The sequence below is a fragment of the Asaia sp. As-1742 genome (genome assembly GCF_011753235.1).
GTDB lineage: Bacteria > Pseudomonadota > Alphaproteobacteria > Acetobacterales > Acetobacteraceae > Asaia > Asaia bogorensis_B.
The window spans coordinates 64,974-89,889 of record NZ_VWWA01000003.1; the positions used below are offsets into that span (position 1 = coordinate 64,974).

The 24,916-nt window shown below is 61.5% G+C and carries 18 protein-coding genes; all 18 read right to left on the minus strand.

Annotated features, from left to right (window positions below):
- Positions 1 to 24: 24 nt before the first annotated feature.
- The 18 genes from F3J08_RS05300 to F3J08_RS05385 all read right to left on the minus strand — a co-directional run bounded on the left by F3J08_RS05300 (position 25) and on the right by F3J08_RS05385 (position 24,915).
- Positions 25 to 2,076: an FUSC family protein gene (locus F3J08_RS05300; protein ID WP_166928729.1), complete on the minus strand. Its 2,052-nt coding sequence runs from the start codon at positions 2,074 to 2,076 to the stop codon at positions 25 to 27.
- A 392-nt stretch (positions 2,077 to 2,468) separates the two neighbouring features.
- The gene (locus F3J08_RS05305) at positions 2,469 to 3,800 is read right to left on the minus strand and encodes a hemolysin family protein (protein ID WP_205206752.1); all 1,332 of its coding nucleotides are present in this window, start codon (positions 3,798 to 3,800) and stop codon (positions 2,469 to 2,471) included.
- A gap of 84 nt (positions 3,801 to 3,884) precedes the next feature.
- On the minus strand, positions 3,885 to 5,939 hold the full coding sequence (ligA, locus tag F3J08_RS05310; protein ID WP_166928730.1) for an NAD-dependent DNA ligase LigA: 2,055 nt from the start codon (positions 5,937 to 5,939) through the stop codon (positions 3,885 to 3,887).
- Positions 5,939 to 7,654 carry a DNA repair protein RecN gene (gene recN / locus F3J08_RS05315; RefSeq protein WP_166928731.1) on the minus strand — a complete coding sequence of 572 codons (1,716 nt, stop codon included), beginning with the start codon at positions 7,652 to 7,654 and terminating at the stop codon, positions 5,939 to 5,941. The genes ligA and recN overlap by 1 nt, the downstream gene beginning before the upstream one ends.
- Positions 7,655 to 7,732: 78 nt before the next feature.
- Positions 7,733 to 8,611, minus strand: coding sequence for an outer membrane protein assembly factor BamD (locus F3J08_RS05320; RefSeq protein WP_122039255.1), 879 nt, complete (start codon positions 8,609 to 8,611; stop codon positions 7,733 to 7,735).
- 79 nt (positions 8,612 to 8,690) lie between these two features.
- The gene (lpxC, locus tag F3J08_RS05325) at positions 8,691 to 9,698 is read right to left on the minus strand and encodes a UDP-3-O-acyl-N-acetylglucosamine deacetylase (protein ID WP_240149156.1); all 1,008 of its coding nucleotides are present in this window, start codon (positions 9,696 to 9,698) and stop codon (positions 8,691 to 8,693) included.
- Positions 9,699 to 9,866: 168 nt separating this feature from the next.
- A complete protein-coding gene (ftsZ, locus tag F3J08_RS05330; protein WP_166928732.1) occupies positions 9,867 to 11,345 on the minus strand; it encodes a cell division protein FtsZ in 1,479 nt (492 codons plus the stop codon).
- Between the two features lie 83 nt (positions 11,346 to 11,428).
- The gene (ftsA, locus tag F3J08_RS05335) at positions 11,429 to 12,829 is read right to left on the minus strand and encodes a cell division protein FtsA (RefSeq protein WP_122039252.1); all 1,401 of its coding nucleotides are present in this window, start codon (positions 12,827 to 12,829) and stop codon (positions 11,429 to 11,431) included.
- On the minus strand, positions 12,826 to 13,926 hold the full coding sequence (locus F3J08_RS05340; RefSeq protein WP_166928733.1) for a cell division protein FtsQ/DivIB: 1,101 nt from the start codon (positions 13,924 to 13,926) through the stop codon (positions 12,826 to 12,828). The genes ftsA and F3J08_RS05340 overlap by 4 nt, the downstream gene beginning before the upstream one ends.
- Complete coding sequence (locus F3J08_RS05345) at positions 13,923 to 14,861, minus strand: D-alanine--D-alanine ligase (RefSeq protein WP_205206754.1); 939 nt, start codon at positions 14,859 to 14,861, stop codon at positions 13,923 to 13,925. Before F3J08_RS05345 ends, F3J08_RS05340 begins: the two co-directional genes overlap by 4 nt.
- Positions 14,858 to 15,769, minus strand: a complete 912-nt coding sequence (murB, locus tag F3J08_RS05350) for a UDP-N-acetylmuramate dehydrogenase (RefSeq protein WP_166928734.1) — start codon at positions 15,767 to 15,769, stop codon at positions 14,858 to 14,860. The genes F3J08_RS05345 and murB overlap by 4 nt, the downstream gene beginning before the upstream one ends.
- The gene (gene murC, locus F3J08_RS05355; RefSeq protein WP_122039249.1) at positions 15,766 to 17,184 is read right to left on the minus strand and encodes a UDP-N-acetylmuramate--L-alanine ligase; all 1,419 of its coding nucleotides are present in this window, start codon (positions 17,182 to 17,184) and stop codon (positions 15,766 to 15,768) included. The genes murB and murC overlap by 4 nt, the downstream gene beginning before the upstream one ends.
- A 101-nt stretch (positions 17,185 to 17,285) precedes the next feature.
- The gene (gene murG, locus F3J08_RS05360) at positions 17,286 to 18,401 is read right to left on the minus strand and encodes an undecaprenyldiphospho-muramoylpentapeptide beta-N-acetylglucosaminyltransferase (RefSeq protein WP_166928735.1); all 1,116 of its coding nucleotides are present in this window, start codon (positions 18,399 to 18,401) and stop codon (positions 17,286 to 17,288) included.
- Positions 18,398 to 19,591 carry an FtsW/RodA/SpoVE family cell cycle protein gene (locus tag F3J08_RS05365; protein WP_166928736.1) on the minus strand — a complete coding sequence of 398 codons (1,194 nt, stop codon included), beginning with the start codon at positions 19,589 to 19,591 and terminating at the stop codon, positions 18,398 to 18,400. Before F3J08_RS05365 ends, murG begins: the two co-directional genes overlap by 4 nt.
- A gap of 27 nt (positions 19,592 to 19,618) precedes the next feature.
- Entirely contained in the window at positions 19,619 to 20,986 is a 1,368-nt protein-coding gene (murD, locus tag F3J08_RS05370) for a UDP-N-acetylmuramoyl-L-alanine--D-glutamate ligase (protein WP_166928737.1), read from the minus strand.
- Position 20,987: 1 nt separating this feature from the next.
- Complete coding sequence (gene mraY / locus F3J08_RS05375) at positions 20,988 to 22,079, minus strand: phospho-N-acetylmuramoyl-pentapeptide-transferase (RefSeq protein WP_023977565.1); 1,092 nt, start codon at positions 22,077 to 22,079, stop codon at positions 20,988 to 20,990.
- The gene (gene murF, locus F3J08_RS05380) at positions 22,079 to 23,455 is read right to left on the minus strand and encodes a UDP-N-acetylmuramoyl-tripeptide--D-alanyl-D-alanine ligase (protein ID WP_166928738.1); all 1,377 of its coding nucleotides are present in this window, start codon (positions 23,453 to 23,455) and stop codon (positions 22,079 to 22,081) included. The genes mraY and murF overlap by 1 nt, the downstream gene beginning before the upstream one ends.
- Complete coding sequence (locus F3J08_RS05385; RefSeq protein ID WP_166928739.1) at positions 23,452 to 24,915, minus strand: UDP-N-acetylmuramoyl-L-alanyl-D-glutamate--2,6-diaminopimelate ligase; 1,464 nt, start codon at positions 24,913 to 24,915, stop codon at positions 23,452 to 23,454. Before F3J08_RS05385 ends, murF begins: the two co-directional genes overlap by 4 nt.
- Position 24,916 lies beyond the last annotated feature (1 nt).

Sequence of the window (24,916 nt, forward strand, 5' to 3'; positions counted from 1 at the left end):
CCGTTTTGCGTGTGGAAATCCCGCCTACCATCGCCGACGCCCCAAGCCGAAATGGCGCAAGGTCGAGCGATTATCCTCAAGTGTGGACCGCACAGCCTCAAGACTGCCCGCGCAGAGCACGGCCAGATTGCGCTCATGGTCGCGCGCCGTGCGTGCGATATCGAGAAAGCGGTTGCTGATTTGTGGCAGGGCATGATCAAGGGTGGGAAACGAAGCGGTGTTAATCAGCCCATGTGCTTCAGTGGCGAGAAGGCGCAGACACGGCGAGGCCGCAGCCTCATCCAGATAATGACGCACCCGCGCCAGCGTGGTGGCGAGGTCCTCCAGCATGACAAGGCGATTGAAGACATGGCGGTTGACCCGGCGATGCGCGTCCATGCGTTTTGTCCAGGTCAGCAATTGCGCGAGCCTGTCATATTTGAGGCTAAGCAAACGCGCCCCGGCTGGTTTCCCGTTTCCATGCAGCTGGGCCTCGAGATCCTGACCGATTGAGGCAGCAATACGAAAACGCCGGCTTTTGGGCGTGGGAGGGAACAGCAGGACCAGAATGACGAAGGCAACGACACCCGAGATCAGATAGAAAATATTGCGCGAGATGAAGGCAAGCGGGTCGTAATCCTGATGATTGCTCAGACCGAGAATGATGGGGAAAAACGCCCCGTAATTGAACCCGATGGCGCTGGTACGGGCGTTCATCAGCATGACGCAGGCAAAGATCGTGTGGGGCAGAAAGACCAGGGCCAGCGCACCGAAAGCAGCGATATGCGGAAGCACGAAATAATTCATGACGATGGCCACAGCCACGGCCAATGAGAGGCCGAGTATTGCACCCATGCCGAATTGGGAGGTGTCGAGGGCGGTCGACGCCAGAGTCAAGATCAGCGCGGCCTGTGACAGAGCCGCCATGGAGGCAGGCTGATCGCTGGCGATGCAAAGCCCGGCGGTGATCGAAAACCCCAGCAGGACCCGTAGCGCGTTGATGAACGCGGCGACATGATCGGCGTGCTGGCCGAGCTGTGCCAGTTTGAGGGCGTTTCCTGCAGGGGTAGCGTGCTGCAGCGTATCGATGCCCGTCGCGATATGAAGCCGGTTGCTCAGCATGACGGCGCTGCGCTCCAGAAAATGCGCATCATGAGCGTCGGGGTGATAATCCGGTGCTTCCGCCTGCATGGCGTCCATCAGGGAGCCAACCGTTTCGTAACGGTCGCTATTGTCCTCACGTAACTCATGCCATGCCAGCACGTGACGATGCGCGAGAGCCGAGACACTCTTGTGACGCAGGATATGGGCGATGGCCCGTCCCGACCCGAGGACGGTGAGCATGCCGATGATCGCAAGACGCGCCCCGGCGGTACGCCGCGTTGAGCGGTCGATCTCGGTACGGGCATAGGTAATCTGGGCCGAGAGCGAAAGAATCTCGCCTGCGATGGCTGTGGTCTCCATCGCATCTGGCACGGAATCACCCCGCATGGCATCGCGTCCGAAAGCCCGGATCTGAACCGCCTTGGCCTCAAGACTATCCGCCAGTTTCTGCCACGCCTTGGGCGATCCGGTAAGCATGTTGATGAAGGCCACAGAGGCGATGCCGATTGCGACACAGCTTGCGCGGGAAAGGGCGACGTCAAACACATTCTGCGGTGTGTCGATCACGTTGATGGCGACCAGAGCGATCGTGTAACCGGCGAGCAGCGCGCCATAGGAACGGAAATGGCGTTCAAGCGACCCGATATAGGTGCAGCCTGCCAGCCACAGCGCGCATCCACCCAGCATCATGCCGCGATCCTGGCTGAAACAGGCGATGAGCAGGATTGAAGCCCCCACACCAAGGGCCGTGCCAACCAGCCGGTAGAGCGCCTTGGAGAGGGCCTGTCCGCGCAGGGGCTGGGTGATGATCATGACGGTGACGGCGGCACCAGCGGGGGAGTCGAGCTGCGCCCAGAAGGCGGTGGCAAGGGCGAGGCAGACTGCCGCCCAGCTGCGTAGGGAAAAACCGATCCAGCCGGGCGGGAAGGGTGGGTTGGGCAGATCGGCGGGGACGGGCCACCAGCGTATGCGTGTTTCCACCCCCTTTGACATGTGCCTCCAACCCGAAATCTGACGCGCGCAACAGGAACGCCCCGTAGGCTCAGAAGGTCAAGCACGCAGGGGCCTGATGCAGACCGGGAAATCCTTTGTCAGATACGGGTTTGCAATGGTGCGCCCGTTGGAGGCAGATTTGGGAGGTCTCGGCAGGATAACGACAGGCTGTCCTGTGATCGGAGGCCGCCATGACGTCAGGCGATGTCAGGATAGACGCCGTGACGCGGACAAGCCGGCGACAAGCTTGGGGGATCACCCGGAGGCGGGTCTCCGGAAACGCTCCAGCTTTCTCGAAGCGTCAGGAGGCATTCGATTGCCGCCGTGTCGGATTGTCTCCTGATATCACGAGTACCCCCGACACCCGGTGTGGCTATCCGTAAAAAGGGTGCTTACGCGTCACCTTGTGCCATACGGGAAACGAGAAGCTGGTTGATGCGGAAGCCATCCACATCGACCACCTCGAAGCGGTATCCCGCAGCCTCGACCCGGTCGGCCTTGCGGGCCATGCGGCGCAGTCGGTGCATGACGAAACCACCAATTGTGTGAAACAGATCGCGTTCGGCGTCGAGGTTGATATCGAGCTCACGGAATACGTCTCCAATGGGCGCCGCGCCGTCGATGAGCCACGAATTTGCGTCGCGTCGTACAATGGCCTGTTCCTCGAACGGGCTTGCCAGTCCATCCATGAGCGCGCCCATGATGTCCTTGAAGGTGATAAGGCCGACTACCAGACCGTATTCATTCACGATCAGCGCAAAGCCTGCACCATGCGAGTCGAACTGCGCCAGTGTGTCCCACAGGTTCAGCGTGTCCGGCAGCGAAAGCGTGTCACGACGCATCCGGAAAATCTGGTTGGTAATGGGCTGGCTCGGATCGGTGTAGGCCGGCACCTCATCCACGACCGCAACCAGAACGTCCTCGGCGCGTATCGAGCCAATCACGTGATCGAGGCCGCCATCGCAGAGCGGATAGCGCGAATAGGGCCGGATACGTACCTTGTCGCGCTGGGATTCAAGGCTCTCCTGCACGTCGAGAAAAACGATCTCGTCGCGCGGGGTCATGGCAGAGGTGACAGAGCGATCCTGTAGCGCCAGAACGTTCTGGATCAGCTGATGCTCTTTCTCCTGCAACACGCCGGATGCCGTACCTGCGGCCAGCATGGCGTTCAGATCCTCAGGCGTGACGGGCTCGACAGCAGAGGCTGCCGGGATGCGCAACAGGGTGAGCAGCCAGTCTGAAATCACCGAGAAAATCCAGACAGCGGGGTAGAGCACTCTCAGCGCCCCGGTAAGGAACCAGCCGACACGCAGCGCCACACGGTCCGGATTGTTCAGGGCGATACGCTTTGGCAGCAGATCGGCAAACAGGACAAACAGGCCCGTCACGATCACAAAGGCCAGTGTCGCAGCCGTCTTGGTGGCGACACCGGGTGTCAGCCCGGCCTCGATCAGGGCCGTGCTGAAGGCCGGTGTGAGAAGCTCACTGGATATGACACCGCCAAGAACGCCTACGGCATTGAGGCAGATTTGCAGGACGGTGATGACCTGCCCGCTATTACGCCGCAGCTTGAGGAAAGCCGCCGCACGGGCGTCACCCTGATCGGCCAGCGCACGCAGGCGAATGTCACGCGCTGCGGCAAAGGAGATCTCGGAAAGTGATATCAGGATCGAGACGGCAATCGCTGCCACCATGGCCGCGAGGCCCAGAAGCAGCAGCATCATGTGCCTGACTCCTCATTCTGAATGGGCAGGAAAAAAAAGAGCCTGTTTTCGTGTTTTTTTTGGCTCATGGCACAGTATCCGCCCTCAACCGGCTGGCGGCAACCCGGCGATTGCGCGCCAGCCAGCCTCGTCGCAGGTCTCAAGCCCAAGCTCGGCAGCTTTCTTTGCCTTGGATCCGGCTTTTTCGCCCAGCACCACCAATCCGGTTTTTTTCGACACGGAATCGCTCACCTGCGCGCCCAGACGCTCGGCAATCGCCTTCGCTTCAGGGCGCGTCATGGTGTGCAGGGTGCCGGTAAAGACGATGGTCTTGCCCGAGAGCGGACCTTCCTCGGGGCGGGATTCCGGCTCGATTGTGAGTTGCGCTCGCAGATCAGCCAGCGCCTCCACATTATGCGGCTCGGCAAAAAAAGCGAGGAGATCGGCCACGATGCTCTGGCCGATACCCATGATGCTGCCCAGGGCAAGGCGGTCGTCAGAACCGATCATGGCGGCGGCGCGCATGGCGTCGAACCAGGCTTCATAGGTCTGGTAATGGCGTGCCAGAAGCTGGGCATTGCGCTCGCCGATACGCCGTATGCCCAGCCCGAAGAGAAACCGGCTGAAGGCGATGGTACGGCGCTGCTCGATGGCATTGAGCAGATTGCGCGTCGATACCTCGCCCCAGCCTTCACGGTCACGGATAATGTCGGCCTTGTCGCGCAGGCGGAAAATATCGCCGGGCCGGTCGATCAGGCCGATCTCGTGGAACTCGCGTATGGAGCGCTCACCCAGCCCGTCGATATCGAATGCTGGCCGGGAGACGAAATGAATCAGGCGCTCGACAACCTGCGCCTCGCAGGTCAGGCCGCCCGTGCAGCGTCGTACAGCCTCACCTTCGGGGCGCTCTGTCAGGGCGCCACAGACGGGACAATGCGTCGGGAAGATGAAAGCCGGGCCGCGCGGCTTGTCCTCGGGGACAGGGCCGAGAATTTGCGGAATGACATCGCCTGCGCGCTGCACACGTACCAGATCGCCGGGACGGACATCCTTGCGCGCAATTTCGTCTTCGTTATGCAGCGTTGCGCGCGACACGATGACACCACCGACATTGACCGGCTCCAGATGGGCCGTGGGGGTAAGCGCGCCCGTACGCCCCACCTGTATCTCGATTTTTTCCAGCCGCGTGATGGCCTGCTCGGAGGGGAATTTCCATGCGATGGCCCAGCGCGGCGCGCGGCCTGCAAAGCCAAGACGGGTCTGGAGGTCGATATCATCCAGCTTGAAGACGACACCATCGATGTCATAGGGCAGGGAGGAGCGTTCGCGGGCAAGATTGGCGATATAACCGGCGATCTCGCTGGCATGGCCGATGCGTGTTGAAAGCGGATTGACCGGGAAGCCCCAACGTTTCAACTGCTCCAGCCAGTCCCAGTGTGTTGCGGCACAGCGTTGGCTCGAAAAGCCCTGCGCATAGGCAAAAAGCGACAGAGGGCGTCTGGCAGTCACGTTGGGGTCAAGCTGGCGCAGTGACCCTGCGGCAGCGTTGCGCGGGTTCGCGAAAACCTTCTGTCCCTGTGCCTGCATTGTCTCGTTGAGCGACAGGAAATCGGCCTTTGCCATGAAGATCTCGCCGCGTATCTCGATCTCCTGCGGGAACTCTCCTTCGAGCTTTTGCGGAATGTCAGCGATGGTTTTCAGATTGGCGGTGACGTCCTCACCCACCAGCCCGTCACCGCGTGTCGTCCCGCGCAGCAATTCGCCGTTTACATAGGTGAGGTTGATCGACAGGCCATCGATCTTGGGCTCGGCAACGAAAGAAAGCTGATCGGCCGCCCTGGAATCCAGCCCGAGGAAGCGGGCGGCTTTCGCCACGAAAGCCTCGAATTCCTCGGTATTGAAGACGTTGTCGAGCGACAGCATGGGCACGCGATGGGGCTGCTTGCCAAAGGCGTTGTCTGGCGCTGCACCAATGCGCTCCGAGATGCCGCCCTCAATCCTGAGGTCAGGGTGAGCTTCTTCGAGGGCAAGGAGCGCCCTTCTGGTCTCGTCATATTCCGCGTCTGACACTTCAGGGGCGTCGTCGCGGTAATAGGCGTCGTTCCAGCGCGCAATGAGCGCCGTTAATCTGGCGTGCTCACGGGCGGGGGTATCAGTCATCACTCTTGTTCCAGCAGGCTGTCAGCGGCCGTACGCGCGGCATCTGTTATGGTCTCGCCAGCCAGCATACGCGCGATCTCCTCGCGGCGTTCCTCGGCTGAAAGTTTTTCTGCGAGGGTTTCTGTCCTGTCCTTCCGGATACGCTTGCTGATGCGCAAATGCTGGTCGCCACGCGCCGCAACCTGCGGGCTGTGGGTGACGACAAGGACCTGTACATCCTGCGCCACACGATGCAGGCGGTCACCGATGGACGAGGCCGTAGCCCCGCCAACGCCGGAATCCACTTCGTCGAAAACCAGCGTGGGTATGGCCGAGCGTTCGGCAAGCACGACCTTCAGAGCGAGCATGAGGCGCGATAATTCGCCGCCCGAGGCCACCTTGGCCAGTGGGCCAGGCGGTTGGCCCGGATTGGCGGCGATCAGGAAGGATGCCTGCTCCTTGCCACGCAGGTTCCAGGCCTCCGGCGCAAGTGGCGTGAGCGAAACAATGAATTTGGCGCGCTCGAGCCTGACCGGCTTGAGTTCGGCCATGACAGCGGTCTCAAGCCGACGCGCAGCGCGCTCGCGTATCTGGCTGAGTTTCTCTGCTTCTGCGGCAAACACCTCCCGCGCGGCCTGCGTTTCCGCCATCAGCTGATCGATGCGGGCATTGCCCGAATCCAGCGCTTCAAGGCGGGCCTGAAGGCTCGCCAGAAGAGCGGCCAGTTCATTGACCGCCACACCATGCTTGCGACCCGCTGCGCGCAGGGCAAAGAGACGTTCTTCGGTTTCCTCAAGCAGGCGGGGGTCGGTGTCTGCATCAGCGGCGAGACGGGAGAGGAGTGTTTCAGCTTCGGCAAGCGCCTCTTCGGCTTTCTCCAGAGCCTCGAGTGCCTCCTGCGCCTGGGCCTGCTGCGCGGAATGGGCGACGGGGTCGTCGCCGGGGGAGGGAAGCAGGCGGGCCAGTGTGCGGCTGGCATTGCGCAGGGCTGCGGCGGGGGTGGCGGAGCGACGGTCACGCGGTGTCAGCTCGGACAGGGCCGCTGCAATGGCCTCGCCACGTCGTTCGTTTTGCTGCAGGCCGATACGCAGCGCAGCCAGTTGCTCTTCCTCATCTTCCTGCGGGGCAAGAACGCTGAGATCGTCAACTGCCTGTCTCAGCCAGTCCTCCTCACGCCGCGTTGCTTCCATTTCGGACTGCGCTGCGGCGAGTGTTGCGGTGAGTTCGATCCAGCGACGATAGGCGCGAGCCACGGCCTCGCGAGCACTGCGATCCACGCCAAAAGCGTCGAGCAGATCGAGATGGGTCGCCTGATCCGCCAGACCCATCTGGTCGTGCTGGCCCTGGATTTCGACCAGAAGAGCCGCGATGCGACGCAACAGCCCAACGCCAATGGGCTGATCGTTCACATAGGCCCGCGACCGCGCATCGGCAGTGACCGTGCGCCGGAGCACGAGCGGCTCATGCGGGTCATCGAGGGCAATACCCTGTTCGGCAAGAAGCCGATGGACAGGGTGACCATCGGGAATATCGAAACAGGCGGAAACGCCAGCCTGATCTGCCCCGGCACGGACCAGCCCGCCGCTGGCGCGGTCGCCAAGAGCCAGTCCAAGTGAGTCGAGGAGGATGGACTTGCCCGCTCCGGTTTCCCCCGTAAGGACCGTCAGTCCCGGATGAAAGGGCAGATCGAGCCTCTCGATCAGAACGACATCGCGTATCGAGAGGTGAGTCAGCATGCAAGACGGTCCTGATGTGTCAGTCTGAAAACATCGCTGGCGGCGGTAGCGTGCGCCAGCGTCTTTGTCTCGTCCGGATCAGAAAACCGAGTGCCACATGCGGCCGAACAGGCCGCGCTGCTTGCCACCCGGTGCGACGCTGTGATCGGGCAGGAGGTTGCGGTTGCGCAGCAGATTGTAGCTGTAACGATACCATTGGCTGTCGGGATAGTTGTAGCCAAGAACCGAGGCCGATTTGCGTGCCTCGTCGACCAGACCCAGTTCAAGGCTGACCTCGACAATGCGTTCGAGCGCTTCAGCGACATGATTGGTCGTCTGGAAGTCGTTCACGACACGCTGGTAGCGGCCAAGAGCCGCTTCATAGTTGTGCTGCTGCTGGTAGTAGCGGCCGACAAGCATTTCCTTGCCGGCAAGATGGTCACGGCAAAGGTCGATCTTCAGCTGGGCGTCGCGGGCATAGGCTGTCTGCGGGAAGCGTGTCACGACTTCCTCAAGCGCGTTGAGAGCCTCGAGCGTCCCCTGCTGGTCACGCTGCACCTCGGCAATCTGCTCGTAATAGCAAAGCGCACGCAGATAATAGGCATAGGCCGCGTCAGGGCTGGTAGGATGCAGAAGCAGATAGCGTTCGAGCTGCTGGACCGAGAGGGCATACTCGCCCTGCAGGTAATAGGCATAGCCCTCCATCAGCTCGGCATTACCGACATAGCCTGAGTAGGGGTAATTCTGCTGCAGCAGTTCGAATTCGCCGCTGGCCAGCGTATAGCGCTTCGAGTGAAGGGCATCGATACCGTAATTATACAGCGTCTCGGCACTGGCGACTTTTGGCGCCTTGACCTCTTCCTTGTTTGAAAAGAGCGAGCATCCGCTCAGGAGCAGAAAGCTGCCAGCCATCATGACGCTGACAAAGCGCTGGCGCTTCATGGCAGGAGGTACGTGACGTTCTGTATTCTGGTGCATGCCGACTCTTCCACTGACGAACGGTCTTATATCACGCCTGACCATTCGCGGAAGTCCTGGGCGCACGAGATCGTTTCTCTTACGCTGCTGCGTGTATTTCACTTCTGTTACGAGCCGTCTGGCCAGCCAGGCGCCAGTTTTCACCGGAGGAAAAAAGGGATCGCAGGAGGCGGTTGTTCAATCCATGGCCCGATTTATGGCCCATGAAGCCTGCCTTGAGCGTATGGCCGGCAAGATACAGATCGCCCACAGCGTCCATGAGCTTGTGGCGCACAAACTCCTTGGGATGACGCAGGCCACAGGGGTTGAGCACTGTGTCGCCTTCGACAACAATGGCATTATGCAACGAACCGCCGCGCGCCAGCCCCATTTTCTGTAACGTTTCGATTTCCTTACGCTCCACGAAAGTGCGGCAAAAGCCGACTTCCTGACGAAAGCGATCGAGGGTGAACGGCATGGCATGGCGTTGGTGGCCAATAGCACCGGCTGCAAAATCGATCGACATGGCGAGGGCGAAGCCAGAGCGCGCAGGGCGTAGTTCCGCGAAGGCGCCGTTGTCATCCTCGACGCGGACAGGACGCAGCACTTCGATCACGACGCGAGCACAATCCTGTTCGATTTTGCCAGCGCACTGAATAAGAAAATCGAACTCAGCAGCAGAGCCATCGAGGACAGGTGTTTCGGGGCCGTCGATATCAATCAGTACATTGTCGATGCCATTGGCATGAAGAGCAGCCATCAGATGCTCGATTGTCGCGACATGTATGTCCGACGCCTCTGCATTTGCGATTACGGTGCTAAGGCGCGTGCAGACAACATTGTCATATCGCGCAGCGATCGGGCGGGCCTCAGGCAGATCGGTACGACGAAAAACGATACCATGATTGGTGGCTGCGGGATGGAGGACCATCCTAACCTGTTGCCCGCTATGAAGCCCAATTCCTGTGCAGCTGATGGGCTGTCGGAGTGTGCATTGCTGCGCCGCGAGCATGGTGCCACCGAAAGGCGACAGAAAATCCGGCGAACTCTTGAACACGGAGGGCGGCACAATCGATGCTTTGTACGGTGTCTCGGCCGTGATCTGCATGATTGAATGCTCTCCTGAATTACCGGAACGTTATGTTCGCGGCTTCATGAAAGCTCTAGCCGGTATCGGGGGGCGCAGACCAGTCAATGTTTATTGCCAAACATTACGGCATAACATCCTGAAACTGAACGTAAATTTCAGTTTCAGGATAGGGCTGTGTATCGAAACTCAGCGACCCTGATCGCGACGCAGGAAGGCGGGGATATCCAGGCCATTCTCTTCGCCGGTATCATGGCTGGAGGCAGGACGTGCTGGCTCCGCGCGTTCCACTACGGTGGGTTCGTTCCGGGGAGCCTCGTCATGCTGCGTGTAGTTCGACGGTGCCGGGCGACCACGCAGGGCGCCGGTCACGATACCAAACAGGCTGCGTGACTGGGGTTCCGGCGCAGGGCGCTGGCCCTGTTCCGAAAACAGGCCCGAGCGTGGCGAAGCCGCTGGCGCTGGGGTTGCCTTTGCCGCCTGGGGAGGGACCGAGTGAGGGGAGGGAGCTGCACTTGCAGGACCTTGCGCATCCAGCCCGTAATGGGGTTGCTGCCTCGGGACTGAAGCATAGGTTGATGCTGGCTGGAACGGCTGCTGTCCGGAATTCTGGGCGAGTTCTGCACCATCGCTGACAATCGGGGCTTCCGGCGAGGGCTCGGCCGGCGCGTGTACTTCCTCTGGCTCCGGCTCACGGCTTCCGTCGATGCCGGTTGCAACGACAGAAACCCGAATGCGACCATTAAGCGAGGAGTCGATAGCCGAACCCCAGATGATCGTGGCGTCATCGGCCACTTCCTGACGGATGCGTTCGGCGGCCTGGTCAACTTCATAAAGGGTAAGATCGTCGCCACCAGTGATATTGATCAGCAGGCCGCGTGCGCCAGACATCGACGAATCATCAAGAAGCGGGTTCGAAATGGCGCGGTTGGCGGCTTCAAGCGCGCGGTCCTCGCCCTCGGCCTCACCTGTGCCCATCATGGCCTTGCCCATTTCAGCCATGACGGTGCGGATATCGGCGAAGTCGAGATTGATCAGCCCGGGTGCCAGCATGAGATCGGTCACGCCGCGCACACCCATATAGAGTACCTCGTCAGCCATCTTGAAGGCTTCGCGCAGGGTGGTGTGCATGGTCGCCATGCGGAACAGGTTCTGGTTCGGTATGACAATCAGCGTATCGACATATTGCTGCAGCTCGGCAATGCCAGCTTCGGCCACTTTTTTGCGTCGTGCGCCCTCAAAGCCAAAAGGTGTGCTGACTACGCCAACTGTAAGGATCTTGCGGTCACGGGCCATCTTGGCAATGACGGGTGCTGCGCCTGTGCCGGTGCCGCCACCCATGCCAGCGGTTACAAAAACCATGTGTGCGCCATCGATATGGCGGCTGATTTCCTCAGCAGCTTCTTCGGCAGCAGCCTTGCCGATTTCAGGTTTTGCACCTGCACCGAGGCCCTGGGTAAGGTGAGGGCCAAGCTGCACCCTGCGTTCGGCGCGTGAACCCGCAAGGGCCTGCGCATCCGTATTGGCCACAACAAATTCGACGCCCTGCAACTGCATCTCGATCATGTTGTTCACGGCGTTCATGCCACCGCCACCAACGCCGATAACGGTAATGCGCGGAGAAAAATCCGAGTAATTATAATGCGGTGCAGTCAGATTGAGCGTCATGGTGTAATCCGGATAGGGCGATTGACAGGCCCGAATTCAGGGCGAATGACTAAGAAGCATAACCTTAATAGGTTAGTTTTTGGTCATGTGCGACTCCTAATGAAATGCACCATGCGCTTTAGTAAGCCCCCTGGCCGGGGTTCCGGGGTGTCTGCATCGTGAAAGCTTCTGTCGGCTCCCGCAACCCATGCCAAAAGCCCCGAGGCCGTTGAGAATCCGGCAGAATTTGCGCCTATTTCCGGCAATCCGACGATTCCCAGAGGTCGGCCCAGACGCACGGGTCGGTCGAGGATACGCGCTGCCATTGGCCCGACGCCATCAAGCAGGGAGGCGCCACCTGTCAAGACGACACGTTCACGCCCGGTCCGGCTGAACCCGGCATCGTCGAGGCGATCACGCACGAGTTCGAGTGTCTCTTCAATGCGTGGTCTGATAGCTGAAACAAGTCTCGCCCGCGAAACCGTTGTGAGTGTGCCGGGGGCCTCACCTATCTTCTGAAGCGTTATGAGCTCACTGCTATCTTCAGCTGAAAGCTCGGCAGCACCGTATTTTGTCTTGAGTCGTTCGGCTTCGTCCAGCGACGTGGAGAGCATGCCGGCCAGGTCACGTGTGACGTGTAGTCCCCCAACTGGCAGGAAAGCTGTATGGCGCAGCATCCCGTCACCAAAGACTGCAATCGAGGTCGTGCCGCCGCCCATATCCACGACTGTTGCCCCCAGTTCGCGCTCATCGGCATCAAGAACGGAAAGGCCGGAGGCGAGCGATGCTGAGACGAGACCCGTCATCTTGAGTTCAGAGCGCATCAGCACGGAGTCCAGCGTGCGAACAGCGGTCGTTGCTGCATCGACGACATGAAGACGTGCAGTGAGCTGCTCACAGACCTGGCCCCGTGGATCGACAATGCCGTAGGTGTCATCCACCGCATAACCGATGGGCAGGGTGTGGATGACGGTCCGGCCCTCGGTGAACGCACGAGCCTGACCCTCTGCCACAACGCGGGCCATGTCGCCCTCGCTGACCCCATGGCCGCCGATGGGCATACGCGCGTTGAACAGGCGGCTCTCAGGATGTCCGCAGGAGAGATTGACCGCAATATTGTCAAGGCGACGATCGGCAGCATCTTCGGCCTGACCGACAGTGGCGCGAATGGCCTGCTCGGCTTCCTTCAGATCAACAATGTTGCCATTGCGTATTCCGCGCGACCGACGCCAGCCATAGCCAAGCACACGCAGCGTGCCATCGGCTTCACCACGCCCGATAAGGCAGGTCATCTTGGTCGAGCCGATATCGAGAACTCCGAAAACGCCTACACGCCAGTGTCTGGGTATGGACGGTTCATCGGCCGGGGGCAGAGCGAGGATATGATCCTCGGAGCGTTCATGATGTCTTTGCCCCGTGCTGACGGGCAGAAGCGCGCGGCTGCGCACTGCTCGGCGGCGCCTCTTTCGGGGGGAGTCCGGATCTGTGGCCACGAGGTCATTCATTCTTCTGGCGAGGCTCCGTCTGCGGGGGTGGAGGAACGATTCTCGTTGTCATGTGAGGCGGAAACACGTCCGAGCCTGTGTGAGGATTGAGGCGGTTTTCCGGCGGTGGGTGCAGGTCCGCTTTGCCCGTCATCCTGATGCCCGGCCTGTATCTGCCGCTCTGCACCGGTTGAAGGGCCCGGCCTCATGCGCGTTCCGGCAGGGCCACCCTCGGGGTCTTTCGTACCATCCGACCCGTTCGGGTCTTGTGAAGCGGCCGGCTCAGTGGCCGGGGATTGATGAATGACCATACGATCCGGCAGACGCATATCGATCGAAACGACCGGACGCTCCAGCAGGCGAAACTGACCCTGATATTGCGCAAGTCGCGCAAGCGCCGCCTGCTCCTGCCCCTCTGGCAGCAGAATCGTTGCGCCATCACGCAGGGTCAGGTTCCACCGACGCTGCCCGACGCGCACGGCCGCGACAACGAACTCCTTGACCGATGGATTTGCCGTCAGTGCATCTACCAGCGTCGAGGCCGCAAGGTTCGCGCCCTCGCCAACAACGAGCGGCAGCTTGACGAAGGCCTGGCCATTTTTGCCCTCCAGCCCCTGGTCCGGCACGCGCTCGCCAGCGCGGTTGATCAGAATGAACTGTCCATGGTCCTGCCAGACGGCCACCGGGCTGCGTTCGGTAATCTTGATAACGATGGTGTCCGGCATATGCCGTTCGACCGTCGCGTGATCTATAAAGGGCAGGGTATCGATGCGGTCACGCGCCGCCGACACCGAAAACCCGAAGATCGGCTTGCCGACCGAGGTGCCAAGAGCACGCATCAGGTCACTCTCTGGCGTAAGGTTGCGCCCTTCCACCTGGATCGTCTTGATCTGGAACGGCAGATATTGAACAAGTTTCGCCCGGTAAGGCGCAAAACGCACTTCGGAAGCTGAAAGGCGTAGAAAAGACGCGGCAACCCCCGCCACGACCAGCAGAAACAGAAAAGCCAGAAGCACGCGCAGGCCCCGCTTGTGGCGGCGCATGAACAGCACAAGACGCGCGGGCCTGTCCTGCTGCACGGGCCCGCGATACGGGGCTTCCGGCCGTCGATTTCTCATCTGGCCTGTTTGCCCCGCGTGGCGAGGGCATCACGCACGATCCAGTCGCAGAGTTCCGGGTAGGAAATGCCACAATAGGCGGCCTGTTCCGGCAGGAGAGAGGTTGCGGTCATGCCAGGTTGCGTATTGACTTCCAGCAGGATCAGACGGGATGTTTCCTCGTCATAACGGAAATCGGCACGCGAGGCACCCGAGCAGCCCAGCGCACGATGGGCGTTCTCGGCCACGCGCAAGGCCTGGGTGAAAATGGCCTCGGGCACTTGCGCTGGCACGTGATGCACCGAACCACCGGGTGCGTATTTCGCGTCGAAATCGTAGAAATCGCCTGTGGGGGACGCCGCCACGATATCAGTCACGGTCAGAGCCCGGTCACCCAGCACGGCGACGGTGAGTTCGCGACCCGGAATATATTCCTCAACCAGTGCCTCGCGGCCAAAGGCCCAGTTCGAGGCAATGGTCTGACGGCGGTTGCTGCCGGCCCGGACAATCTCGACCCCGAATGATGACCCTTCGGCGATGGGCTTGACCACATAGGGCGTCGGTAGAGGGTCAGCCGCCGCGAGTTCCTCCATCGTCACGACCCGTCCTTCGGCCACGGGCAGACCGGCCGCAGCAAACACGCGGCGTGAAGCTTCCTTGTCCATGGCGAGCGAGGACGCCCGAATGGAAGAATGGGTGTAGGTCAGGCCCAGCCACTCCAGAACGCCCTGAATGGCACCATCTTCACCCAGCGGGCCATGCAGCGCATTGAACACGACATCCGGTGCTGCAGCGCGCAGGGCGCGGATCGTTTCGGCCAGATCGGGGCCGGCATCGATACTGACAACATCATGACCGGCTTCAACGAGAGCCTGTGCAACGCCAGCGCCACTACGCAGACTGACGGGTCGCTCGCTCGAAATGCCTCCCTGAAGGACGGCAATCTTCAGACTCATGGCTGTTCTCCCGATGACGGTTTTCCAAGGCGTTTGATTTCCCAATGCAGGGCGATGCCGCTTTGGGCAAGGACGCGCGCACGGACTTCGTCACCCAGATCTTCCAGATCGCGGCTTGTGGCAGTGCCGAGATTGAGCAGGAAATTACAGTGCTTTTCGCTCACCTGAGCACCACCCCGGATGAGGCCACGGCATCCGGCGTCGTCAATCAGCTGCCAGGCCTTGTGGCCGTCAGGATTGCGGAAGGTCGAGCCGCCCGTGCGGGCCTTGACGGGTTGCGAGGCCTCGCGGGCGGCCTTGATGCCCGCGATATGGGTGCGGATCTGTTCGCGATCGCCCGGCTGGGCTCGCAGCCGCGCCCTTAGCACGATGGCCCCATCAGGCAGGCTGGCATGACGATAGCTGAAGGCCAGTGCGGCATTGCCCAGGCGCGTGATTGTCCCGTCGGGCAGGAGGATTTCAGCCCAGTCGAGCACGGCATTGATGTCAGAGCCATAAGCGCCGGCATTCATGACCACCGCCCCACCAATGGAGCCAGGAATTCCAGCCAGAAATTCCAGCCCGGTCAGACCCGCTGCGGCAGCCTGCTCGGCCACGATCATGTCGAGCGCTGCAGCACCGGCCACGAGACCATCGGGCTCAATGACGATATCGGCGAAACCACCCGCCATGCGCACCACAAGTCCCTCGATCCCACCATCGCGGATGATGACATTCGAACAGGCGCCAAGCACGGTGACCGGAACCCCTTTCGGGAGGGCCGCCAGGGTGTCGGCAAGGTCCTGCACATCCTTGGGCACAAAAAGGGCTTCCGCATTGCCGCCCGTGCGAAACCAGGCACGTGGGCCAAGCGGGGCGTCGAAACTCAACCGGCCACGCGGCGAGAGCTGATGCAGCTTCGTGCTCATGATGCCTTGCCATTAAGCGCGGCAAGCTGACCGGGCAGCGCGTGGGCCCAGTTGGTGATGGTGCCCGCGCCGAGGCACACAACGAAGTCACCCGGCTTGGCGATGGCATTGATCATCTCGGCCAGATGCTCGGGGCCGGGCAACGGCACCACGGAGCGATGGCCGCTGGCGCGCAGTCCCTCGATCAGTGTGTCGCGGCTGAAGCCCTCGATCGGCGCTTCACCGGCAGCATAGACATCGGTCACGATCACGGTTCCAGCGTCGTTCATGCAGGTGCAGAAATCGCTGAACAGGGCTTGAAGGCGCGAGTAGCGATGCGGCTGCACTACGGCAATCACGTCGCGTGCACCCGCCTGACGGGCGGCGCGCAGCACGGCAGCAATCTCGACCGGGTGATGACCGTAATCATCAATCACCGTGATACCATTGAAATCACCGCAACGCGTGAAACGACGCTTGACACCGCGGAACCCGGCGAGCGCAAGGCGAATGGTTTCGTCACTGATATCCATCTCGCTGGCCACCGCGATGGCAGCGAGTGCGTTGAGCACGTTGTGCTGGCCCAGCATGGGCAGGCGGAACGGCCCGGCGCGACGCGTGGTCTTTCGCGTGCGGTTGGTGATCACCACCTCGAATGTGGCGCCCAGACGGTCGGTGATCAGCTTGTCCGCGCGGATATCAGCCTGCGGGCTGAAGCCATAGGTCACGATACGATGGTCCGACAGGCGCGGGATCATCTGCTGTACGGCAGGATGATCGATGCACAGCACGGCAAAGCCGTAGAACGGAATGTTGGACACGAACTGGTCATAGGCCGCCTGCATGGCTTCTGCCGTGCCCCAATGGTCCAGATGTTCGGGGTCCATATTGGTGACCACGGCAATGACCGCAGGCAGACGCAGGAAGGAGCCGTCGCTCTCATCGGCCTCGACCACCATCCAGTCGCCCGAACCCATGCGGGTGTTGGTGCCGTAGGCCTCGATAATGCCGCCATTGATCACGGTGGGGTCGAGTTTGGCCTGTTCGAGCACGCAGGCCACGAGGCTTGTGGTGGTTGTCTTGCCATGGGTGCCGCCAATTGCCACCGCCCAGCGCAGGCGCATGAGCTCGGCCAGCATCTCGGCACGACGCACGACGGGGATCAGCCTTGCGCGCGCCGCCAGAACTTCGGGATTATCCTTCTTCACGGCCGTTGAGGTGACCACAACCTGAGCCGCGCCCAGATTGCCCTCGTCATGGCCGATCGCGACGACAATGCCGAGCTTGCGCAGGCGCAGAACATTGGCATTTTCACTGATATCCGACCCCTGAACCTTGTAGCCGAGCATATGCAGCACCTCGGCAATTCCTGACATGCCAATCCCGCCAATACCGACGAAATGGATGGTTCCGATGGAAAGGGGGAGTGCGCGCATGAACCAGGCTTTCAGAGTAACTGCGAAAAAACAGGAAGATCGGGGTAAGGACAGAAGGAGGGCGTCAGGTCAGCGATGAATGGGAGCGAAGCGGCTGCCCACTATGAAACAGGGGAGCGGTAGTCCGAAATGCGGGCTTCGACAAGGTCGGCCAGCAATCTGGCGCTGTGCGGATGGGCAAAACCGCGTGCGGCCTTCGCCGCACTCGCCAGACGTTCGGGGTCGTTCAGCAAGGTGCCAAGAAAGGCCGATATCGTCTCCGGAGTGAAGTCCTTTTGGCGAAACATCCAGGCACCGCCAGCATCGACGAGCTGTGTGGCATTGGCACCCTGTTCGTCTGACGCAGCAATGGGCAGGGGGACGAGAATGGACGGACGACCCGCAATGGTAAGCTCTGCCACAGAGGAGCCTCCGGCACGCCCGATCACCAGATGCGCCTGCCGCAGTAATGTGGCGACATCACTGAAAAACGGCGCCAGTGTGCACTCAATTCCTGCGGCCTCGTAGGCGGCGCGTGTTTCGGCGATGTCCTTGTCATGCACCTGCTGCGTCACGCGCAGACGGGCACGGAACCCTGCGGGTAACTGGGCCAGAGCGGCGGGCATGGTGGTCGAGAACACCCTGGCGCCCAGGGACCCACCCCAGATCAGGAGATTGATCACTTCTTCGGGCGGGGTATAGGGCTCATCGAGCAGCGCCTCGATGGCGGGCCGCACCGGCATGCCGGTCAGAGCCGTGCGCAGCCCAAGGGGCAGACGGGCGACGGTGGGGAAAGATGTCGCGATGGCGCTGGCGAAGCGGGCCAGCAGGGCATTGGCCTGCCCTAGCACGGCATTGCCTTCATGGAGGATCACGATCGGCTTGCGTCCGCCGGTCAGAAGACGACTGCCCAGAATGGGGGGCACCGACGGATAGCCGCCAAAGCCGATCACGGCGACGGGCGCGATCTGTTTATGCAGGCTGCGGGCCTCCCAGGCACCGCGCAGAAGCGAAGTCACACCGCGGAATTTGGCAGCAATACCCTTGCCAGCCACACCTGTGCCATCAAGCACATATTGCGGTTTGTCCTGAAAAATGCCGCTCGTTCTCTTACCGGCTCGCTTGTCGGTCATCAGCACCAGATCATGCCCACGCGCCGCAAGTTCGGTCGCGAGCGCCTCAGCGGGGAAGAAATGGCCGCCTGTGCCACCGGCAGCAATCACGATGGGGCTTTTCACGAATTGGATCCTTCACGAAGCGACGTCCAGTGCCCCTGACCGGCATAGTGCGAGCTGATGGGGCTGGCCGAAACCTGATGGCGTGTCAGGGCCAGCACCATGCCAAGGGTGAGGGCGATGGAGATGGCCGAGGAGCCACCATAGGAAATGAGGGGCAGCGTCATGCCCTTGGTGGGGATCAGATGCAAGGTCGAGCCCATATTGATGAAGGCCTGCAGCCCGAACCCGGCAACCAGCCCCGACGCGGCCGTGATCACGAACGGGTCGCTCTCGCGCATGAGTTTGAGCAGCGTGCGCACCACGATGACAGTGAAGATCAGGATGATGAACAGGCAGATGAACAGCCCGTATTCCTCACCCGCCACAGCAAAGACGAAATCGGCATGGGCGTCTGGCAGCAGATCCTTCACCCGGCCTTCACCGGGCCCACGCCCCATCATGCCGCCATTGCCGAAGGCACGCAGCGCGGTGTCGATCTGGTAATGGTCGCCCACATTGGGGTGCAGGAAGCGCTCCACGCGCGAGCGCACGTGCGGAAACGCGACATAGGCGCCCGCAAACGCCGCAATCATGGCTCCCACGCCAGCGCCAACAAAAATGATGGGCAGGCCATTCACGAAAAGCTGGATGAAAAAGACCATCGTGATGACCGACAACATGCCGATATCAGGCTGTGACTTGAGCAGCAGCAGGATCAGCCCGAAACAACCGAAGGCGATGAGCATGCCGGGGAAACGGACCGAGCCGAAAATGACCCGCCGCCTTTGCTCGGCAAGCAGCCATCCGGTCACCACTGCAAAGAACGGCTTGAGGAATTCGGAGGGCTGGACCGACATCATGGGCAGCGCAATCCAGCGCCGTGCGCCCTTGATCTCGACGCCATGAACGAGCGTCATGAAGGTAGCTGCCAACGCAATGACACCGCCGATAAGCGCGAGGCGTTTGACCGCCTCACGCGACAGGCTGGAGACAAGCAGCACGACCCCGCCCGCCAGAAGCAGGAAGATCACCTGTTTGAGGATGAACATCTCGCGCGAGGCGCCAATGCGCACGGCGACGGCAGGACTGGCGGCCAGCATCAGGACATAGCCAAAAGCTATCAGCACCCCGACGCAGCACAAGGTGACGCGATCCACATTGCGCCACCAGCGCCCTATACGGGACGTATCGACACGTGAAAGCCCTGCCATGTTTCCCTAACCCCTCGGCCCTTCGGATCAGGGCGTTTCTGAATCGCTGAGGCGAGTCAGGATATCGATAAAAGACGCGCCGCGCGCTTCAAAACTCGCAAACTGGTCAAAGCTTGCACATGCAGGCGACAGTAGAACAACCGGGACATCGAGCGCGCGAGCCGCCTCGAGTGCCGCCGACGTCGCAACATCGAGTGTCTGGCTGATTTCAGTGGGGACCCCGTGGGCTAGCAGAGTGGCCTGCAGGATGGGCGCGTCGCGACCGATCAGAAAAGCCTTGGCAATCCGATCGAATAATGGCGCCAGTGCCTCGATCCCGCCGGATTTGGCCGTACCCCCCGCAATCCAGATGACCTTGTCATAGCAGAGCAGCGCTTTTTCGGCGGCTTCGGCGTTGGTCGCCTTGCTGTCATTGATGAAACGGATACCACCAATGACGCCCGCCAGCGCCTGACGATGCGGCAGGCCCGGATAGGTTGTCAGGCCGGTTTCGATGGCGCGGTCGTCCAGCCCCAGATGCTTTGCCATCGCCCGTGCCACGAGAGCATTCTGCAGATTATGGGCGCCGGGCAGGGCGGGCGCTGCTTCAAGGGCTTTCGCAACCGGCGCGATACGCGTTTCATCATGAACCGAGATCGTGAGGACGCTCAGGCCGTTGGCAATCAGCGTTGATGCCTCGGCGCGGGTGTAGGCGTCATCGACGCCCACTACAGCGAGATCATCCGGGGTCATGTTATCGAAAACGTGGCGTTTGGCTGCGGCATAGCCCGCCATATCCCCGTGACGGTCCAGGTGATCCGGCGTCAGATTGAGCAGGCAGGCTGTCGCGGCATGATACTGGTCCAGACGCTCCAGCATATAGGACGACATCTCGATGACATACACGCCGTCATCCGGCAGGAGCGGCAGGGCAAGCGAGGCCGTACCGAGATTACCCCCGGCCAGAACAGGCACTCCGGCCTTATCCAGCATATGGGCGAGCAGGGCGGTCGTCGTGGACTTGCCGTTCGTCCCGGTGATCGAGGCAAAACAAGCCTTTGAGCCTGCCTTGCGCACAGCACGATAGAGCATCTCGGCATCGGACAGAATGGGGATGCCAGCGTCACGCGCCTTGACGGCGACGGGGTGAGGGTTCGGAAGCCTGTGAGGGATGCCCGGTGAGAGGATCAGCGCCTCGAACCCGGTCAGGTCGTCCAGAGGGGCAGCGGTAAAGCGGCTGTTTTCGCCTTGCGCCCCATAAGCATCAGGGGCCGGGGGTGATTTGTCATCCCAGGCCTGGACCTCTGCCCCCATGCCAAGCAGGGCCTTGACGACAGCGTGGCCATTGCGGCCAAGGCCGACCACAGCAAAGCGCGACCCGGCAAACAGGTCGGAGGGGAAGGTGCGACCGGTCATCTCAGCGCAGCTTCAGCGTGGCAAGGCCAGCCAGGCCAAGCAGGATGGACACGATCCAGAACCGGATGACGATCTTGGGCTCCTGCCATCCCTTCTTTTCGAAGTGATGATGCAGCGGGGCCATCAGGAAGACGCGCTTTTTTGTGCGCTTGTACCAGAACACCTGAATGACAACCGAGAGCGTCTCGACCACGAAAAGCCCGCCCACGATGCAAAGCACCAGCTCATGCTTGACCGCCACCGCGACAGCGCCCAGAGCGCCACCCAGCGAGAGTGAGCCCGTATCGCCCATGAACACATCGGCCGGGGTCGCATTAAACCAGAGAAAGCCGAGCCCTGCGCCGATAAGCGCCGCACAGAAAACCGCAAGCTCGCCGGTGCCAGGGACAAGGTGAAGCTGCAGATAATCGGCGAAGACGCGATTGCCGACCAGATAGGCGATCAGCGCGAAAACCAGCGATGCGATCACGACAGGCACGATGGCGAGCCCGTCGAGGCCGTCGGTAAAGTTCACCGCATTGCCGAACCCGGTCATGGTGAGCATGGCAAAAAGCGGAAAGGCAAAGCCGAGCGGCAGCAGGAAGTCTTTCACGAACGGAAAGGCCACCATATTGCGCAGTTCGGGCGGCATCAGGCTTTCCATCCAGTAGCCGGCAATCAGCGAGGCGGCGAATTCGCTCCCCAATCGGGCCCGCTTGGATACGCCTGCCGTGTTGCGACGCGAGAGCTTGAGATAGTCATCCGCAAACCCTACCGCGCCGAAAGCGGCTGTCACGAACATGACGGCCCAGACGAAGCCGTTCGTGAGATCGGCCCAGAGCAGGGTGGAAGCAAAAAGCGCGATCAGGATGAGCATGCCGCCCATTGTGGGGGTGCCGGCTTTTTCGAGGATATGGCGTTCCGGGCCGAGCGTGCGAATGGGCTGCCCCTCGCGCTGGATACGCTTGAGCTGCGCAATGAAGGGACGTCCGAACACCAGCGAAATGACAAAAGCCGTCAGGCATGCGCCGCCCGAGCGGAATGTCAGGTAATGGAACAGATTAAAGAAGCCGCCATGGGTCGTGTCGTGGATGGCGATAAGATTATATAGCATCAGGCCTGCACGCCCCCTGCAAGAAGAGGGGTGACAATGTCGCGCATGCGACTGCCAAGACTGCCTTTTACGAGAACCACGTCACCGGCTTTCAGATTGGATTGGACGAAGGGGGCGAGAGATGCCGCGTCTGATTGCCAGACGCCACGCTTTTCTTCGGGAAGAGCGTCAAAAACATGGCGCATGTGCGGGCAGCAGCAAAAAACCAGATCGGCGTTTGCTGTGAGATCCGGCACGAGTGAGAGATGCTCTGACTCGGCAAAGTCACCGAGTTCGCGGATATCACCCAGAACGGCGATTTTTCGCTGGCCCGGTACGAGAGAGAGCGTTTCCAGCGCTGCACGGATGGAAAGGACCGAGGCGTTGTAGCTCTCATCCAGCAGGGCAGCCTGCCCGGCCATGATGGGCTGGATCTGGCCACGCCCCGCGCCGGGGCGCCATGCGGCCAGAGCCGCTATAGGGTGGGCAAGAGGCAGGCCGAGCGCCTGAAGGGCCGCAAGGGCCATGCCTGCGTTGCGCACGAGATGGGCTCCCGGTGCAGCAAGCGTCACCGCATAACTCATCCCATCACGACAACCGAGTGTGAATTGCGAGCCTTCTGGCGCGGTCTGCACGCCGGTCAGACGATAATCAGCGTTCTCGCCCAGACCGACACGGGCCAGTCGGCACCCGGCCTGCGCGGCAGCGTCCTCGAAAACGGCGTCCAGGCCTGTATCGTCTGGAACCAGCGCCACGCCTGCGTCACTCAGGGCGCGGATCAGGTCGGATTTTTCTTCGGCAATGGCCTCGACACTCCCCATATAGCCCAGATGCGAGCTGCCTATGGTGGTGATGACGGCTGCATCGGGGCGCACCATCCCGGCCAGTGGAGCGATCTCGCCACGATGGTTCATGCCGATTTCTGCCACGCAGAATGCAGCGTCGCGCGGCATGCGGGCGAGCGTCAGGGGGACACCCCAGTGATTATTGTAGGAAGCGACTGCCGCATGGGTCGGCCCGAGCGCCGAGAGGGCGCAATGCAGCATGTTCTTGGTCGTGGTCTTGCCGACCGACCCCGTCACACCGATCATCACACCGGTGAAACGCGCCCGTGCGGCCTGTGCCAGGGCGCGTAGCCCCTGCATGGTGTCCTGCACATGCAGCAATCGCGGGTCGTCGCTGCCTGACGCACTGTGAACCATGACGCAGGCCGCGCCTCTCTCCAGTGCCGTCGCGATATGGGCATGGCCGTCGCTGGTATCGCCCACGAGGGCGATGAACAGGTCTCCCGGTTCCAGCGTGCGGGTATCAATGGAGATACCGGTCACGGCGACATCGGCAATGAGCTGGCCTGATGTGGCCTCACGAAGCTCGGTGCTGGTCCAGATCGGTGTCATGCCGGCATCCCGGCCAGTTCGCGGATCACCGCACGGTCGTCAAACGGGGTCGTGACACCAGCCACGGTCTGTCCACTTTCATGGCCCTTGCCCGCCACGACCACCACATCACCCGGTCTGGCTTCGGACAGCGCAGCGGCAATGGCCGCGCGTCTGTCGCCGATTTCCAGAGCATCTGGGCAGGCGGCACGGATGGCAGCGCGGATTGAGGCGGGATCCTCGCTGCGCGGGTTATCATCCGTCACGATCGCCATATCGGCCAGTTTCGCAGCGATGCCACCCATGAGCGGGCGCTTGCCCCGGTCACGGTCGCCCCCGGCACCGAACACGACAATCAGGCGGTTCTGCGCATGAGGGCGCAGGCTGTGCAGCAGATGATCCAGCGCATCGGGGGTGTGGGCGTAATCGACATAGACACCGGCGCCATTATTCAGCGTCACGGCCAGTTCGGCGCGACCGCGTACGCCTTGCAGACGGGGGATGAGGTCGAGAATACCCCGCGCCTGATCGTCCTGCGCCCAGATCATCGACGCCGCCAGAAGCACGTTATCGACCTGAAAGCGGCCCGTCAGCCCGATAGTGAGGTCGGGCAGTTTCTCACCGAACAGGGCGAGGGAGACAATCTGACCATGCGGCAATGGGGTGGCATTCAGCAGACGGATCGTCTCACCCTGTTCGCCCACGCTGCGCGGCTTGAGGCGTCGTGCCTGCGCCAGATCGCGCAGGGCGGTGACAGTTTGCGCATCCATATCCGCGTTGAAGGCGGCAATGGCCCCTTCGGGCAACAGGTCGGCAAAAAGGCGCAGCTTGGCGGCGCGATAGGCGTCCATCGTCCCGTGATAATCGAGATGGTCGCGCGTCAGATTGCAGAATCCGCCTGCGCCGAGACGCACGCCATCCAGACGATGCTGGTCGAGACCGTGAGACGAGGCCTCCAGCGCGACATGGTCGATCCCTGCGGTTTTGAGCTGAGCCAGTGTCTGGGCCATCGAGACGGCGTCTGGCGTCGTCAGCGGCGGTGGGGCCTCGACCGGGATGTCGCTGATCAGCCCCAGCGTGCCGATACTGGCAGCTGGTTTGCCGCTCATGGACCAGAGCTGGCGCAGGAAATCTGCCGTGCTGCTCTTGCCGTTTGTTCCCGTCACTGCAGCAATATGGGCTGGCTGGGGCCCGGAAAGGGCGGCTGCCATGAGCGCCAGCGCATGGCGAGGCGAGGGCGATGAGACGCAGGGTACGGAAAAAGCGGGGGTCACCGCGTCTGAGGCCAGCAGGGCCGAGGCACCTTGTGCGAGCGCCTGCGGAATGAACGTCGCGCCATCGACAGCAACGCCGGGCAGGGCAGCGAAGATCATACCCGGCCGCACCGCACGACTATCTGCCGTGATGCCATGAATTTCAGGGTCAACGACGAGAGGCGGGACCGTTAATCCGGCCCGCTTCAGGATCTCGGAAAGACGCATG